At 43.6% G+C, this 14,999-nt stretch carries 16 protein-coding genes; 13 read left to right on the top strand and 3 right to left on the bottom strand.

Features of this window, described 5'->3' with window-relative positions:
* Window positions 1-124 precede the first annotated feature (124 nt).
* The 10 genes from dapB to B5J94_RS12975 all read left to right on the top strand — a co-directional run bounded on the left by dapB (window position 125) and on the right by B5J94_RS12975 (window position 10,484).
* Window positions 125-919 (top strand): 4-hydroxy-tetrahydrodipicolinate reductase, encoded by a 795-nt coding sequence (gene dapB, locus B5J94_RS13030; RefSeq protein ID WP_062500378.1) that lies wholly within the window; start codon window positions 125-127, stop codon window positions 917-919.
* Window positions 920-1,095: 176 nt separating this feature from the next.
* Window positions 1,096-1,773 (top strand): hypothetical protein, encoded by a 678-nt coding sequence (locus B5J94_RS13025; protein ID WP_062500374.1) that lies wholly within the window; start codon window positions 1,096-1,098, stop codon window positions 1,771-1,773.
* A gap of 423 nt (window positions 1,774-2,196) precedes the next feature.
* A complete protein-coding gene (locus tag B5J94_RS13020; RefSeq protein WP_062500373.1) occupies window positions 2,197-2,553 on the top strand; it encodes a hypothetical protein in 357 nt (118 codons plus the stop codon).
* A gap of 194 nt (window positions 2,554-2,747) precedes the next feature.
* Window positions 2,748-4,325, top strand: coding sequence for a glutamate--cysteine ligase (gene gshA, locus B5J94_RS13015; protein WP_062500371.1), 1,578 nt, complete (start codon window positions 2,748-2,750; stop codon window positions 4,323-4,325).
* A 4-nt stretch (window positions 4,326-4,329) separates the two neighbouring features.
* Window positions 4,330-4,842 (top strand): disulfide bond formation protein B, encoded by a 513-nt coding sequence (locus B5J94_RS13010; protein WP_062500376.1) that lies wholly within the window; start codon window positions 4,330-4,332, stop codon window positions 4,840-4,842.
* Window positions 4,843-4,947: 105 nt separating this feature from the next.
* The gene (gene mpl / locus B5J94_RS13005; protein WP_062500369.1) at window positions 4,948-6,357 is read left to right on the top strand and encodes a UDP-N-acetylmuramate:L-alanyl-gamma-D-glutamyl-meso-diaminopimelate ligase; all 1,410 of its coding nucleotides are present in this window, start codon (window positions 4,948-4,950) and stop codon (window positions 6,355-6,357) included.
* 460 nt (window positions 6,358-6,817) lie between these two features.
* Window positions 6,818-7,075 (top strand): GlsB/YeaQ/YmgE family stress response membrane protein, encoded by a 258-nt coding sequence (locus B5J94_RS12995; protein WP_062500365.1) that lies wholly within the window; start codon window positions 6,818-6,820, stop codon window positions 7,073-7,075.
* A 464-nt stretch (window positions 7,076-7,539) separates the two neighbouring features.
* A complete protein-coding gene (locus tag B5J94_RS12985; protein WP_228144601.1) occupies window positions 7,540-8,505 on the top strand; it encodes a metal ABC transporter substrate-binding protein in 966 nt (321 codons plus the stop codon).
* Between the two features lie 111 nt (window positions 8,506-8,616).
* Window positions 8,617-9,642, top strand: a complete 1,026-nt coding sequence (locus B5J94_RS12980; RefSeq protein WP_079364182.1) for a metal ABC transporter ATP-binding protein — start codon at window positions 8,617-8,619, stop codon at window positions 9,640-9,642.
* A complete protein-coding gene (locus B5J94_RS12975; RefSeq protein ID WP_303620929.1) occupies window positions 9,639-10,484 on the top strand; it encodes a metal ABC transporter permease in 846 nt (281 codons plus the stop codon). Before B5J94_RS12980 ends, B5J94_RS12975 begins: the two co-directional genes overlap by 4 nt.
* Before the next feature lie 20 nt (window positions 10,485-10,504).
* Here the strand turns inward: B5J94_RS12975 and B5J94_RS12970 are convergent, their stop codons facing one another.
* Window positions 10,505-11,362, bottom strand: a complete 858-nt coding sequence (locus tag B5J94_RS12970; RefSeq protein ID WP_062500303.1) for a DUF3761 domain-containing protein — start codon at window positions 11,360-11,362, stop codon at window positions 10,505-10,507.
* Window positions 11,363-11,438: 76 nt separating this feature from the next.
* Window positions 11,439-11,936: a surface-adhesin E family protein gene (locus B5J94_RS12965; protein ID WP_062500301.1), complete on the bottom strand. Its 498-nt coding sequence runs from the start codon at window positions 11,934-11,936 to the stop codon at window positions 11,439-11,441.
* 110 nt (window positions 11,937-12,046) lie between these two features.
* Between B5J94_RS12965 and B5J94_RS12960 the strand changes: the two genes are divergently transcribed.
* Window positions 12,047-12,418 carry a helix-turn-helix domain-containing protein gene (locus B5J94_RS12960; protein ID WP_062500299.1) on the top strand — a complete coding sequence of 124 codons (372 nt, stop codon included), beginning with the start codon at window positions 12,047-12,049 and terminating at the stop codon, window positions 12,416-12,418.
* A 37-nt stretch (window positions 12,419-12,455) separates the two neighbouring features.
* Window positions 12,456-13,286 (top strand): metal ABC transporter permease, encoded by an 831-nt coding sequence (locus B5J94_RS12955; protein WP_228144600.1) that lies wholly within the window; start codon window positions 12,456-12,458, stop codon window positions 13,284-13,286.
* Window positions 13,287-13,304: 18 nt separating this feature from the next.
* Here the strand turns inward: B5J94_RS12955 and upp are convergent, their stop codons facing one another.
* Window positions 13,305-13,934: a uracil phosphoribosyltransferase gene (upp, locus tag B5J94_RS12950; RefSeq protein WP_062500297.1), complete on the bottom strand. Its 630-nt coding sequence runs from the start codon at window positions 13,932-13,934 to the stop codon at window positions 13,305-13,307.
* A 362-nt stretch (window positions 13,935-14,296) separates the two neighbouring features.
* Here upp and B5J94_RS12945 point away from each other — a divergent pair, with 362 nt between their 5' ends.
* Entirely contained in the window at window positions 14,297-14,716 is a 420-nt protein-coding gene (locus B5J94_RS12945) for an ACP-like domain-containing protein (protein WP_211271095.1), read from the top strand.
* The last annotated feature ends 283 nt before the right edge of the window (window positions 14,717-14,999 follow it).

Below are 14,999 nucleotides of genomic sequence, written 5' to 3'. Positions count from 1 at the left end.
ATAGTCTTGCTGAAAATACCCTTGTAGCATGCTTTTTGAGCCAAAATCTTATTTTTTAAATTTACTTTTGGCAAATTTTTGGTTATCATCAAATCATCTTAAACTTAATCCTAAGGAAACTATCATGGCACTAAACATCGCAATCATGGGTGCGTCAGGTCGCATGGGGCGTATGCTCATCCAGTCCACACTAGACAACCCCAAAGCCAACCTAGCAGGAGCATTTGTCCGTTCTATATCTAGCCTTATCGGCGTGGACGCAGGCGAGTTTGTGGGCATGGGTAAATGTGGGGTTACACTCTCCACGCTAGATTTGTCAGGGGTGGACGTGCTCATCGATTTTAGTTTGCCCGATGCCTTAGATGAGGTGTTAGAGGCGTGTATCGCCAACAAAGTCGCCCTTGTCATGGGAGTAACAGGGCTTGACGAAGCCCAAGAAGCCAAACTGCATGAGGTAAGCAAACACATCCCTATCGTCTATGCTGGCAACTACTCCACAGGGGTGAATTTGTCGCTCAACCTACTTGCCATCACCGCCAAAGTACTGGGCATGGATGCGGATGTCGAAATCATCGAACATCATCACAAACATAAGTTAGACGCACCGTCTGGCACGGCTCTGATGATGGCAAATGCGGTGGCAGATGCCCGTGGGCAAACGATTAAAACATCCGCCATCTATGGCAGACAAGGGCAAGCCAAACGCGCCGATGGCGAGATTGGCATTCATGCGGTGCGTGGAGGTGAGATTGTCGGTGAACATACCGTGGAATTTATCATGAATGGCGAGATTATCGAGATTACCCACAAAGCCCAAAGCCGTATGGCCTTTGCCAATGGGGCAGTACGAGCTAGCTTGTGGCTACATGAGCAACCTGCACAGCTGTATGACATGCAGGACGTGCTTGGGTTAAAATAAATGGCTTATTAAATGGTTTAACTGGTAATTTTTGCACACAATAAACCTACAAGCTCCTTTCTAAAAAAGGTTAAAATAGCCGAATGTTTAAAAAGCTATTTTAACCTTTTATCATCATGAAAAAACCACTCATCATTTTAAGCTTTCTTGCCACGCTCGCCCACGCCAACACCTAAATGTACGTCATTCACACCTATGGCGACCCTGCCCTGCTTGACATCGTCCAAGATGAGCTTGGCAATCGTGGCACGGCACGGCTATACCAAGACAAGCTCATCATCAAGGCGACCCCTGCCGACTATGAGCGTATCTCCGCCCTTGTCCGTCAAGTGGATGTTGCCCCCACCCAGCTTAACATCTCGCTTGCCCTAAACAACCAAACCTCCCAAAGCAGTCAAGGCGGTCATGTCAATGTCGGCATCTCTCGGCAGGTGTGGATAAACGGGCAATATCACAACACCCAAAGCCAAAGCACCACAAATCAGCACTACACCGTGCAAACCCTATCAGGCTCGCCTGTGTCTATCACTCAAAGTACGCTCATCGGGCTTGTAGGCTGGCAAGCTCATCAGCGATGTGGCAAGGTGTGGGTGAGTTTTGGTGCGTCTTGGGTGGCACTCACAGATGGTTTTTCTGCCAAAGCGACCGTCTCGCCAAACGGTCAAATCCGCCTAAGTCTGCACCAGTCGGCACGCACAGGCACGCTTAGCACCCAAAATCTATCAAGCGACATCATGCTACACCGTGGACAATGGACAAAAATCGGCGACATTCGCACCGACAGCATCACAAGTGGGAGCTATGGCACGAGCCAATATTCACAGACCATGCCGATTTGGGTTAGGGTGGATTGATGGTAAGATATTGTATATGATTATCATTTATTATATTAGGCATGTCTTGAGCCATATTGGGTGTTTGCTTAAATCAATAGTTTTAAAAATTAAAAATAATCTTTTAAAAAACTATACATTATAAAAGTAATTGATTTTTATATAAATTTTTATTAAAAAATTGATTTTTCTATTTTTTCCGCACAAATTTTTCCGCACAAAATTTCAAAATAATGCTTGCATTTTATTTCTTGGTGTGGTTTAATACACACATAACAAAATGCTAATACATGATTTTGTTATGATATGACGATTTTTAGAAATTTGTTAATAGTCATTAAAGTTTTAAATTAACTTGTTAATTTTAAAATCTTTAATTATTGATAACTATTACTTAAATCGTCATTAATTTCAACATTAATTTACTTTTTAAGGAATAGCATCATGGCTAAATTATCTCTTGACGGTCTAAGCGACATCGACGGTTTCATCGCAGCGGCATTGGTTGACAGCGAATCAGGTCTTGCTTTGGCGACTTTGGGTAGCGGTCTTGACCTAGAATTGGCATCTGCTGGTAACACTGAGGTGGTACGTGCCAAGCGTAAAACTGCAAAAGCGTTGAGCCTTAACGATTCTATTGAAGACATCTTAATCACGCTAAGCGGTCAATACCATTTACTTCGTCCATTGGTTCGTAACGAGAACCTATTCTTGTACCTAGTACTTGACCGTCAAAAATCAAACCTAGCAATGGCTCGTCACAGCCTAAAAGGTTTTGAAACTGAACTAGATTTCTCTTAATTCTTAATTAAGATAATCATTCAAAAACACCTGTCCTTGGCAGGTGTTTTTTTGTTTGTCAAATATTTATCAGTTAAATTTCTCAGTTTGGTTATTTGTTAACACATTTTACCAAGCCAATAAACACCTTTTCCAAAAACTCTTTGCAGTCATGCACTCATCTCTATTATAATAGCCATATTAAATACTTTAATATGGCTAATACAATGAACTCATCTTTGCATTTTACCTTGCCCACGTGGTTTGGCTCGGCTCTTGTGGCAGGCATGAAACGTGGTATTGAAAAAGAAGGTCTGCGTATGCAACCTGATGGCTACTCAGCCAAGACCTTTCACCCTGCCCGTCTCGGATCGAAGCTGACCCACCCTTATATCACCACCGACTACTCTGAGAACCTGCTCGAACTCATCACCGAACCCAAGGCGACCATCAAAGATGCCTTAGACATGCTTCGCACCTTGCATGTGTTGGTGCATCGTTCATTAGAAAATGATGAGATGGTGTGGCCACTCTCCATGCCGTGTATGCTCTCGGATGATGACGAAGACATCCCCCTTGCCAATTATGGCACATCTAACATCGGACGACTCAAAACCTTATACCGCTCAGGGCTTGGCGTGCGATACGGTCGTAAAATGCAGACCATCGCAGGACTGCACTATAACCTATCCATCGGCGATGATTTATTCGGGGTGTGGGCAAAGAGTGAGAGTCGAGACGACTTACAAACGTTTAAAAATGAAAAATATCTAGGACTGATTCGCAACTTCAAACGCCTAACCCCACTCGTCCTGTATCTACTTGGGGCAAGTCCGAGCGTGTGTGGGTGCTTTTTGACAGGTCGCACGCATGATTTAACACCGCTTAGCGACTGCGATGGGGGCTGTACCTATTATAAACCCAATGCGACCAGCCTTAGAATGGGCAAATTAGGCTATACCAACAGCGTGCAGGAAGATTTGGACATTCGTTATAACGACCTAGGTGAATACATCAAGGGGCTACGCCGAGCCATTGGCACGCCCTTTGCCGACTTTACGAACATTGGCGTAGACGACCAAGACGGCAATCCTGTGCAGATTAACGACCATATTTTGCAAATTGAAAATGAGTTTTACAGCCCCATCCGCCCAAAACAAGTCACCCGCTCAGGCGAGACACCAACCCAAGCCTTAGAGTCTCGGGGTATCGCTTATGTCGAGTTTCGTGCCATTGACCTAGACCCATACAGCGACATCGGTATCACGACCGCCACGGCGTGCTTTTTGGAGATTTTGGCATTGTATTGCTTGCTGTCAGACTCGCCTGAGCTACTGCCTGATGAAGAAAAACAGCTGTCATCAAATGTTGATAAGGTGGTCAATGACGGGCGAGACGCCAATGCAACCATCATCACATCCCATGGCGAGCAATCCTTGGGGGAATGGATAGTGCAGACGCTTGGGCAAATGCAAGCCATCGCTGACGCTTTTGATGAACATCATGGCGGTAACGACTACCGTTTGGCACTCTCGCTCATGCAAGGCATGGCGACCAATCCCAACTTCACGCCATCAGCTCAGGTCATCTCAGACAGTCAAAGACTGGGCAGTACGTGGAAACTTGGGCAAATGCTCGCCCAAAAACATCATAAGTCCTTGCTTGCTCACGCCCTTAGCAATGAAGATGCGTTCTATTATGCCAACATTGCCATACAGTCCTTTGCCGACCAACAGCAGTTAGAGCGAGAAGAAACCCAAGATTTTTATGAATATTTACAACAATACAGGTAACACCATGTTAAAACACCTAACTTTTCGCACGCTGTGTGCGTGCTTATTTGCCTTGTCGGTTGTGGCGACCCTTGTGGCGATTTTTTATTTTCAGCGTCATTTGGGGCTTGACCCGTGCCCTTTGTGTATCTTTCAACGGGTTGGTGTGTGGGTCATGGGGGTATTTGCCTTTGTTGGCATGCTTGTAAACCCCAAAAAACTTTGGGGTAAACTTACCCTATGGGGTGGCATGGCGATCGGCACGCTGTGGGGGTTTGGGGTGGCGGCTCGTCATGTGTGGTTACAGCACTTACCTGCTGATGAAGTGCCTGCCTGTGGCCCTGGGCTGAACTACTGGGTGGATACCCTGCCGATTTTGCAGGTGTTCCAAGAAGTACTAAAAGGTTCGGGTGAATGTGCTCTGATGGACTGGCAAATGGCAGGGTTTAGCATACCTGAATTGACCCTTGCCATGTTTGCAGTGTTTTTGGTGATATTAGGTGTTGGGCTTGCTAAGCTCTTAAAACGACAAATGTAAAGGTAAAGGCGGAAAAATTTTCTGCCTTTTTTATTTTTAAAATAAAAAACCGCCCATTGCCAAAATTTGCTATAATTTGCCAAATTATCATAGTAAGGCACTATCATGCACATTCATTTTTTGGGTATTTGTGGGACGTTTATGGGGTCGCTTGCCCTGATTGCACGTTCGCTTGGGCATGCCGTTACAGGCTCGGACACCGCCATTTATCCCCCCATGAGCACACAACTTCACAACGCTGGCGTTGAGATTTTGGAGGGGTACAAATCCACCCACCTAGACCCCGCTCCTGATTTGGTGGTGGTGGGCAACGTCTGCAAACGTGGTATGGAAGCGGTGGAATATATGCTGGATAAGCGACTTCGCTACACGTCCGCACCGCAATTTTTGTCCGAACACATCCTACAAGACCGCCACGTCCTAGCGGTGGCAGGCACGCACGGCAAGACCACGACCACCACCATGCTCGCTTGGATTTTGCAATATGCAGGGATTGATACCGGGTTTTTGATTGGTGGCGTGCCACTTGTGGCTACCGATGACGAACGCTTAAAATCTGCCTTTGCCCACAGTTCGCATTTGGGTCAAAATACCACTGAAAATCAAGAAGGTTATTTTGTCATTGAAGCGGACGAGTATGACAGTGCTTTTTTTGACAAACGCTCAAAATTTGTCCATTATCGCCCTACGACTGCCATTTTAAATAATCTAGAATATGACCATGCCGATATTTTCCCTGATTTAAAGGCAATCCAAACCCAGTTTCATCATATGATTCGTATGATACCGCCAAGCGGTCAAATCATCATGCCAAAAGGCGTGGAAAGCCTAGAAGACACCCTACAAATGGGCGTATGGACGCCTGTGTGGCGGACAAGCGTCGGCGATGAGGCGGACTGGCAAGCAAGCTTGGAGCAAGTGGACGGTTCAGTGTTCCACGTGAAACATATCGGACAAACAGGCGATGAAACAGGCACAGTAACGTGGGGCATGAGTGGCGTGCATAATGTTAATAATGCTCTGGTAGCCATCGCAGGGGCGTACAGCGTGGGCGTGAGTGTGGCAACAGCGTGCAAGGCTCTATCAAACTTTGCAGGGATAAAACGCCGTATGGAGTTCATCGGCGATGTCGGTGGCGTGCAGGTGTATGATGACTTTGCCCACCACCCAACCGCCATCACGACCACGCTTGACGGTGTCAAAAAGAAACTTTCGGGTCGCAAGATTTGGGCGGTCATCGAGCCACGTTCTAACACCATGAAGCTCGGTGTTTATAAAGCACAGCTTGCTCCGTCTGCATCATTGGCGGACGGTGTGATTTGGTATGAGCCAAAAGGGCTGGCATGGGGACTAAAAGAAGCCATTGGTGAGACAGGCGGGCAAGTCGTACTTGACAGTATTGATGAGATTTTGGCATTTATCAAGGCAAATGTCCGCTCAGGCGATGCCATCGTTGTTATGAGTAATGGCGGGTTTGAGGGGATACATGGGCGAATTTTGGAAATACTGGCTTAACCATACGGTGGTAATCTAAAAAGTATGCCAAACTAGGTTTTCCGTTCGCCCTGAGCTATGCCTACGGGTAGGAAAACCGTCATGGTTTGATAAGCTCACCACGAAAAGTTTTCTTTGTAGCATAACTTTTTGAACCATAACCGCCATCACAAAGACTTGCTTAGGCAGGTCTTTTTTACAAAAACCACTCACAATCATTGCATATTTGCTAAGATCTTAACCAAATCATCAAGAATCTGCCTAAAATTTGACATTCGTCCTACGTTATTAACGTTTTTGGGGTGGTGTGGGCGGGCAGATTGGCTTACAATTCATTTAACTTTTGCATCAAGTAAAAAGCACACAAAATAAATTGGTTAAGTTGATAAATTAGCAAAGACAAGTGCTAAGACCATCTTGTAACCACGGTTAATTGATTTGCCAAAGCATTTATGAGCTAGGCAGTTATAGGAGAGACATCATGGGTATTATTTGGACGATTATCGTAGGCTTTATCGTTGGGCTGTTGGCTCGTGCCATCAAACCAGGGGCGAACCCAATGGGTTGGGTTATGACCATTATTTTGGGTATTGTCGGGGCGGTCGTCGGTGGATTCTTGGCGAGTGCCTTGAATTTGTCGGCCAATGGCGGTTTTGGTGGCTTGGTGCTGTCAGTCATTGGTGCCATCATCGTGCTGTTCGTCTATGAGTTTGCCACGGGTAAAAAGCGTTTGAAATAATTAAAAATAATTTAATCAAAGAATATTGACATTTTAAAATGTTAAATGTTGATTTGACAAAAACCTTGCTATGATATTGGCAGGGTTTTTTGTATATTTTTTGTCAAACCCCTTGATTTTTTAACGATTAATGAGTATTATTATCATCCAAATTCCTTATTTATAACATGTTTTTTTGATGTACGTTTAAGGCGTATCTTAAACCAGTTATATAGTTAGGGCGTGCCTGCCTTTTGTATTTGCAATGAAAATCACGAAAAATCGCACGTTTTTCAAGGAAAAAGTGAAGTTTGATAGTCGTTCTACCAAACGAGCTTTTGACTTCGAGTCACAAGATTTAGCCATTTTTCATGCAAAAACGACCAGCTTATTTCTAAAATATTTCTATATTGTAAATAGTGTTATAAAGGGCAGGCACGCCCTAATAAGGGTAATTTCAATTTATTGATGTGGTTGGAAATTTTATGATGATACCTTCTTTTGAGTTAAAAAAATGGGCGACCTGCTTGGGACTTAGCCTTGCTCTCATCGGCTGTGGCAACGACAAGCCTGCCGAACAAAAAACCGAACAAGCCCCCACGCCCACCGCCCAAACCGACAAAATGACGGTGGTAACGACCTTTACCATTATTGAAGACATTGCCCAAAATGTCGCAGGAGACGCAGCAGACGTTGAGTCCATTACCAAGGCAGGGGCAGAGATTCATGACTATGAGCCGACCCCAAAGGACATTGCTAAGGTCAAAGAAGCCGATTTGATTTTGTGGAACGGCATGAATTTGGAGCGTTGGTTTGAAAAATTCTATGCCGATGCCAAAGACATTCCTGCGGTGGTGGTAACGGACGGCATCACGCCCATACCCATTAAGGCAGGCTCGTATAAGGATTTGCCAAATCCGCACGCTTGGATGTCCACGTCTAACGCCTTGATTTATGTGGAAAATATCAAAAACGCATTCATCAAACACGACCCAAAAAACAAAGACGTGTACATCAAAAATGCCGAAGCGTACGCCCAAAAAATCAAAGCCATGGACGAGCCACTGCGTGCCAAACTTGCCCAGATTCCTGAAAATGAGCGTTGGCTGGTTACGTCAGAAGGGGCGTTTAGCTACCTTGCCAAAGATTATGGGTTAAAAGAAGCCTATCTGTGGGACATTAACGCCGAGCAACAAGGCACGCCCCAGCAGGTCAAGGCTCTGATTGACACGGTCAAAACCAACAAAATCCCTGTGGTATTTAGCGAAAGCACCATATCGGACAAACCTGCCAAACAAGTCGCCAAAGAGGCAGGGGCGTATTATGGCGGTGTGCTGTATGTGGATAGCCTAAGCGAAAAAGACGGGGCGGTGCCAACCTATCTTGACCTACTGAATGTAACGGCAAGTACGGTGGTTAAAGGGTTTGAAGACGCAAAAACCCAAAAATAATTGACAAGGCAATTTGGCAAGATAAAATACGGTATCTTGCCAAATTTTTGATTTAAAAAATATGGGAATTTTATAAAATTTCTATATTTTTTAAATCAGTTTTTTACAGTTATGACACACATTCACGATTTAACCGCCAGCATTAGCGTTCAGGAGTTGTCCGTGCGTTACGCCAACGGTCATCACGCCCTTTTTGACATGAATTTTGCCTTAACAGGCGGGACGACTTGTGCCTTGGTTGGGGTAAACGGCTCTGGCAAATCCACGCTGTTTAAGTCCATTATGGGACTGATTAAGCCCCAATCAGGGCAGATTTTGCTCTCTGGTTTACCCATTAACACCGCCCTAAAACAAAACCTAGTCGCCTACGTTCCCCAAGCCGAAGAAGTGGACTGGCAATTTCCCGTGTCGGTCTATGATGTCGTGATGATGGGGCGGTATGGCTATATGAATTTTTTGCGACTGCCTAAGGCAACCGACCGCCAAAAGGTAGCGGACGCCATGGCTCGGGTGGATATTTCTCATCTAAAAGATAGGCAAATCAGCGAACTGTCAGGTGGTCAAAAAAAACGAGTGTTTTTGGCTCGCTCGCTCGCCCAAGAAAGCAAAATCATTCTGCTTGATGAGCCGTTTACAGGCGTTGATGTCAAGACCGAAAAGGCGATTATGGCGTTGCTTGACGATTTGCGAAGCGAAGGGCATTTGATTTTAATCTCCACACACAATCTGGGGACGATTCCAGAATTTTGCGACCAAGTGGTGATGATAAATCGCACCGTGCTGGCGAGCGGTACGACCAAAGAGACCTTTACCCAAGAGAATTTGGAGAAGGTGTTTGAGGGCGTGTTACGACAAATTCGCTTGGCAGGCAAGGACTTGCACGATGACGATGACAGTCGTGCCGTTACGATTTTGGCGGACGATGAAGTGCCTGCGGTGTTTTATGGGGTGCATGACGGCACACCCGAGCGTAGCCACTGCGATGAGACCGCACAGGCAAGCCGTGTGGGGCAGGTCAATATGAACCAAAAACGGGCAAAAAATGACGGCGTGCAACTGTACAACCCAAAAACCGACACCACAACGCCCAGCCTTACGCCAAATTCAAATCCAAACCCAAATAAGGATACGCCATGAGTGAGCTGTTTGCCCTGCTTGCCGAGCCGTTTGCTTATGAATATATGGTCAAAGCGATGGTGTTGTCGTCCGTGGTCGGTGGCGTGTGTGCGTTTTTGTCGGCATATTTGATGTTAAAGGGGTGGTCGCTGATTGGCGATGCCTTGTCCCATGCGGTCGTGCCGGGGGTGGCGATTGCGTATGCACTCGGCTTGCCCTATGCGATTGGGGCGTTTTTTTCGGGGATATTGGCATCTTTGGCAATTTTGTGGGTTAAGTCTTTGACCAATCTAAAAGAAGATGCGGTGATTGGCTTTATTTTTACCACGTTTTTTGCGTTGGGGCTGTTTATTATTTCTATCAATCCCACGTCTGTTAATGTTCAAGAGATTATTTTTGGCAATATTTTGGGCATTAGCGATACCGACATGATACAAGTGGGTATTGTCATGGCGGTGTCGCTTAGTTTTTTGCTCGTTTTTTGGAAAGATTTATTGCTTGTCTTTTTTGATGAGATTCACGCCAAATCGGTGGGACTGTCTCCCAAAGTGTATCAAGCACTGTTTTTTAGCCTACTGTCTGCGTGCGTGGTGTCGGCACTACAAACGGTGGGGGCGATTTTGGTGATTGCGATGGTCATCACCCCAGGGGCAACGGCTTATCAGCTTACCGATAGATTTCGTCCGCTTATCCTCATCGCAGGATTTTTGGGCGTAGCCACAAGCGGGCTTGGCGTGTATCTAAGCTACTACCTAGACGGGGCGACAGGCGGTGTGATTGTGCTACTTCAAACGCTGTGTTTTGTTGGGGCATTTTTGTTTTCGGGGAAGTTTGGGGTTTTGAGAAAAAGGAAAGTGGAATAATGCAACAGGCTGTTGCAAAATTAAAACCAATATTTGACACCGCCGTGTCCAGAGCAAACGCCTCGCCTACCTAAACTATAACTATAAGTACCGTCCCAACATTGAGCGGTAGGCTCTTTGCTATACCCATAATGTTCTGATGGATAGTATTTGTTTGTATTGGTGTATTGTTGTTGGGGGATTTGTAATTCTGGTTGCTGTGGTTTTGCAATCTCTATTGGGTTTTCAAGAAAATATAATCTCGCATTTATATCGCTATTTATTATGTAATTGGGCATATCTCTAAGTTTTTGAAACCAACTTAGTGCCAATTCCTTATTTTTCGCCACACCCAATAAACCGTCGTGATAAATGATGCCGATTTTTTCCATTGCCTGAGTATTGTTATTTTCGGCTGATTTTGTGTACCAATAAATTGCATTGTTGTTATTTTTCGGAACACCAGCACCATTTTTCCAATTTTCAGCAAGTTGAAATTGTGCATAGCTATTATTTTGTAGGGCGGATTGTTCATACCAATAACTTGCGTTTTGTAAATTTACTGGAATACCAATACCATTTTGATAGATTTCAGCAATTTTGTATTGAGCTTCTGCATTGCCTTGTAACGCTAATTGTTCGTACCAGTAAGCGGATTTTTGTAAATCCACGCCATAATCTATATCAAATAAAATACCATTTCCATTTTTATATAATTTGGCTAAATCTGATTGTGCTAACACATCGCCACTTTTCGCCATATTTTCATATTGTTGCACTTTTTTATCAAAGTTGTTTTTGTCATTGAGCGGTACGCCAATAACAAGATACAAAAAACCAATAATAAAAGGGGCATATATACAAGCTACAATAAGATTTGCAAAACTATTGTCTTTCATAAATATTCCAACTCTTATGTGCTGTAAAAATATTACTTATTGGATTTATTGCCAGTATCGCAGGAAGTATGCTCTGTTATTTTATCCAAGAACATACAGTATTTAATTCTCTTTCCGTTATTGTATCAGGAACAACTTTTTCCCAGTCGTTTGGGATAAAATCACTTTTTAACCTATTATTATTTCTCATAATAAAATCTAATGAGTTGGGAGTAATTAAGTTTCCGCCTTTATCATAAGCAGACATATATCCAGTAGCGACAGAGCGGTTATTGCAATCAAAATAAATTAGGGATTTAAATTGGTATGCCTCCATTTCGTATCCTTGAATTCCCAAAAATGGTTTTGGGTATCTTGTGTTTGTCCACACAGAAATGTATGGATTTCCATTAGGCATTTTCTTAATCAAAACGCTGTCTTTATCAATATAACTGTGATATGTTCCGTACACTATCTCCCCATTTTGACTCATTCCTAATAAACTTCTATTATTTTGACCGATATATACCCAATTTACCGCCATTGCAATTTGACTGCTTGATAATAATAGACCTAATAATATTAGCTTTTTCATAAAATTTACCCATATTTAATTTGCCAAATAATCGTCCTTATGTTACAATAATTTTTCTTAAATTGCAACCAACTTAAACTTGTCATTTGACAACTGATAATAGGTATTTTATGATTGATTTTGTCGCCATTCGTGAATTGCGAGAAGAACGCCATTGGACACAAGAACAAATGGCGGACAAATTAGGTCTTACAAGAAACGGCTATGCCAAAATAGAGCGTGGTGAAAGTATGCCTAATTTAGAAAGATTGGACGAAATTGCCGAATTATTGGGTGTTAAAGTAATTGAGTTATTGAAATTAGATAATAAAAATGTTGTTTGTCAAATTAGTGAAAATTATAGCAATAATTACTATAATAATGACCAAAATTTAATTTCTGAAATTGAAAAATTAAAATTAACCGCATCGCACAAAGACGAAATCATCGCCCAAAAAGACAAAGAAATTGAACTTTTAAGAAAACTTTTGGACAAAGCTTAATTTTGCAACCATTGGTTGCAGTTTTTAAAGGTGAAAAATGACCCCAACCGACCTTCTCCTAACCCCCCTATCTTATCCCTTTATGCAACACGCCCTATTGTCATCGGTCGTGGTTGGGGCGGTGTGTGCGGTGCTGTCGTGCTATGTGGTGTTAAAGGGCTGGTCGCTCATGGGCGATGCGATTAGCCATGCGGTGTTTCCGGGGGTGATTGTGGCATTTTGGCTTGGACTACCGATGTCGCTTGGGGCGTTTGTGGCAGGGCTATTTTGTGCCATATCGGTGGGATTTTTAAAAAACAACACCCGTATCAAGGAAGACACGCTCATGGGCATTGTCTTTGCAGGCATGTTTGCGGTGGGGCTTGTTATGTTTACCAAAATAGACACCGACCAGCATTTAAAGCATATTTTGTTTGGCAATCTGCTTGGTATCAGCCGTGAAATGCTTATCCAGACCATGATAATTTGTGGGGCGATTTTGGGGGCGGTATTGTTAAAGGGTAAGGATTTATTGTTGTACTGCTTTGACCCAAGTCATGCCCGTGTGGCAGGACTGTCGCCCAAAGTTTTGCATTATGGGCTGCTTATCCTGCTGTCTGCCACGATTGTGGTTGCCATGCAAGCGGTTGGCGTGATTTTGGTGGTGGCGATGCTCATCTCCCCTGGCATTACGGCATTTGTCTTATGCAGGCGATTTCATACCATGCTGGCTGTGGCGGTGGTAAGTTCGTGTTTGACGAGTTTCATAGGCGTGATTTTAAGTTTTCATTTGGATTCGGCAACGGGGGCGACGATTGTGCTATTGCAGGCGGTGGTGTTTATATTGGCAGTTGTCATCTCAAAAATAAAAGAAAAACGCCAATCATGACGACTGGCGTAGGGTAGTTTAGCGAGTGCCAAAAATCTTATCGCCAGCATCCCCAAGACCGGGGATGATATAGCCGTCTTCGTTGAGATGACTGTCAAGCGATGCGGTAAAAATCTGTACGTCAGGGTGAGCGTCATTGACAAGTTTCACACCTTCAGGGGCGGCGACCAGCACAAGGGCTTTAATGCTTTGACAGCCGTGTTTTTTTAGCATATCAATGGTGGCAACCATGCTACCGCCCGTGGCAAGCATGGGGTCTAGGATTAGGGCAGGGCGTTTGTGAATGTCTTTGACAAATTTTTCAAAAAATGGCACAGGTTCAAGTGTCTCTTCATCACGTTGTAAGCCGACAAATGAGATTTTGGCGGTGGGCAACAAGTCAAGCACGCCATCTAACATACCAAGCCCCGCTCGCAAAATCGGCACCAGCGTTACCGTCTTGCCCTTGACCTGCGTGCCTTTGATGGTGCTACCATCCCAGCCGTCCATGTCAAAATCTTCGGTCTCAAAATCACGGCTCGCTTCATATGCCATCAGCCGTCCAAGCTCGTTGGTGAGCGTGCGAAATTTATAGGTAGAGCAGTTTTTTTCTCGCATGAGCGATAATTTGTGACGGACAAGGGGGTGGTCAATGACGGTAATTTGCATGATAATTCTCAATAAAGGTACAAAATGGGAGATTTGGTGTATTTTACCATTTAAGCAGGGTGGCATGAAGTGTTTTTGATAATTTTTTAATGAGAATAAAGTACAAATGCAAATACGGTTGTAATTATAAATCATTGATAAACCTAATTTTTTCTAAAATGTAACAAATCATTTCAAAATAACCATTATGTTACCACAAACGCCAAATCAGCAATAATTCTTTACCGTTATACAGTATCAAGTTTGATTTTCTTCTTATATAATACCAATCAAGATGAAGCAGTCTTACTTCTTAATGAAGTTAGGATTGTTTGATTTGATTATCATATTTTGTTTTGTTTACCTTATTTTAAGGAGTTCTTATGAAAGCGGTTAAATTTATCGCCCCAATCTTCGTTCTTGGCGTTGCCTTTACAGGTGTGGCTCATGCAGAAGCGACCATGGATGCGGCAAAAGCTGACAAAACCGCCACGAAAGTAAGACAGGTATCATACAGCTGTGGTATAGGCGGTGCGGTCAAAGTCACTTATGGCTTTAATAAGCAAAAGTTGCCAACTTATGCCAAGGTTAACTTAGGCGGTAAAACTCGTTTCTTGCCAATCAACCTAAACCGCTCTGACGTTGCAGGCACACTCTTTGGCGATGAAAACAGCTGGATGCTAGGTACTGATGCACTGACCTTGGGTAATTACCACAGATCAGACATCATCATCCAAGATCCAGAATCACAAATCTCTTATAAAGATTGCCGTGTGGTTTACACCAAAAAAGTAAAAGGCTAATCTTTTAAGTCATACAAGGGTTATCCATAAAAAGGCAGTCGCAAGGCTGTCTTTTTTATAAAGTCCACTTAAAAATCAACACCTTACATACTTTCCCTAAAAATATTCAAAAAACCCCTTGACCCCCACCAAAAACCCTGTATAATACGCACTCATTCAAACAACGACTGGTTACAAAACACCAACAAAACGAAGTTTGAATGGTTTTGAAAGAATTTAAAAGTTAAGTTAAAAACAAACTTCTAAAACTTTCAAAAAAATTAAAAAAACTGCTTGACACAAA

The organism is Moraxella lacunata, from assembly GCF_002027545.1.
Lineage (GTDB): Bacteria > Pseudomonadota > Gammaproteobacteria > Pseudomonadales > Moraxellaceae > Moraxella > Moraxella lacunata.
The sequence above is the reverse complement of the archived record's forward strand: the minus strand, read 5'-3'. Positions and strand labels throughout refer to the sequence as shown.

Coding starts and splice junctions, on each gene's coding strand:
- dapB (WP_062500378.1), top strand. CDS start 125: ATGGCACTAAACATCGCAATCATGGGTGCGTCAGGTCGCATGGGGCGT.
- B5J94_RS13025 (WP_062500374.1), top strand. CDS start 1,096: ATGTACGTCATTCACACCTATGGCGACCCTGCCCTGCTTGACATCGTC.
- B5J94_RS13020 (WP_062500373.1), top strand. CDS start 2,197: ATGGCTAAATTATCTCTTGACGGTCTAAGCGACATCGACGGTTTCATC.
- gshA (WP_062500371.1), top strand. CDS start 2,748: ATGGCTAATACAATGAACTCATCTTTGCATTTTACCTTGCCCACGTGG.
- B5J94_RS13010 (WP_062500376.1), top strand. CDS start 4,330: ATGTTAAAACACCTAACTTTTCGCACGCTGTGTGCGTGCTTATTTGCC.
- mpl (WP_062500369.1), top strand. CDS start 4,948: ATGCACATTCATTTTTTGGGTATTTGTGGGACGTTTATGGGGTCGCTT.
- B5J94_RS12995 (WP_062500365.1), top strand. CDS start 6,818: ATGGGTATTATTTGGACGATTATCGTAGGCTTTATCGTTGGGCTGTTG.
- B5J94_RS12985 (WP_228144601.1), top strand. CDS start 7,540: ATGATGATACCTTCTTTTGAGTTAAAAAAATGGGCGACCTGCTTGGGA.
- B5J94_RS12980 (WP_079364182.1), top strand. CDS start 8,617: ATGACACACATTCACGATTTAACCGCCAGCATTAGCGTTCAGGAGTTG.
- B5J94_RS12975 (WP_303620929.1), top strand. CDS start 9,639: ATGAGTGAGCTGTTTGCCCTGCTTGCCGAGCCGTTTGCTTATGAATAT.
- B5J94_RS12970 (WP_062500303.1), bottom strand. CDS start 11,362: ATGAAAGACAATAGTTTTGCAAATCTTATTGTAGCTTGTATATATGCC.
- B5J94_RS12965 (WP_062500301.1), bottom strand. CDS start 11,936: ATGAAAAAGCTAATATTATTAGGTCTATTATTATCAAGCAGTCAAATT.
- B5J94_RS12960 (WP_062500299.1), top strand. CDS start 12,047: ATGATTGATTTTGTCGCCATTCGTGAATTGCGAGAAGAACGCCATTGG.
- B5J94_RS12955 (WP_228144600.1), top strand. CDS start 12,456: ATGACCCCAACCGACCTTCTCCTAACCCCCCTATCTTATCCCTTTATG.
- upp (WP_062500297.1), bottom strand. CDS start 13,934: ATGCAAATTACCGTCATTGACCACCCCCTTGTCCGTCACAAATTATCG.
- B5J94_RS12945 (WP_211271095.1), top strand. CDS start 14,297: ATGAAAGCGGTTAAATTTATCGCCCCAATCTTCGTTCTTGGCGTTGCC.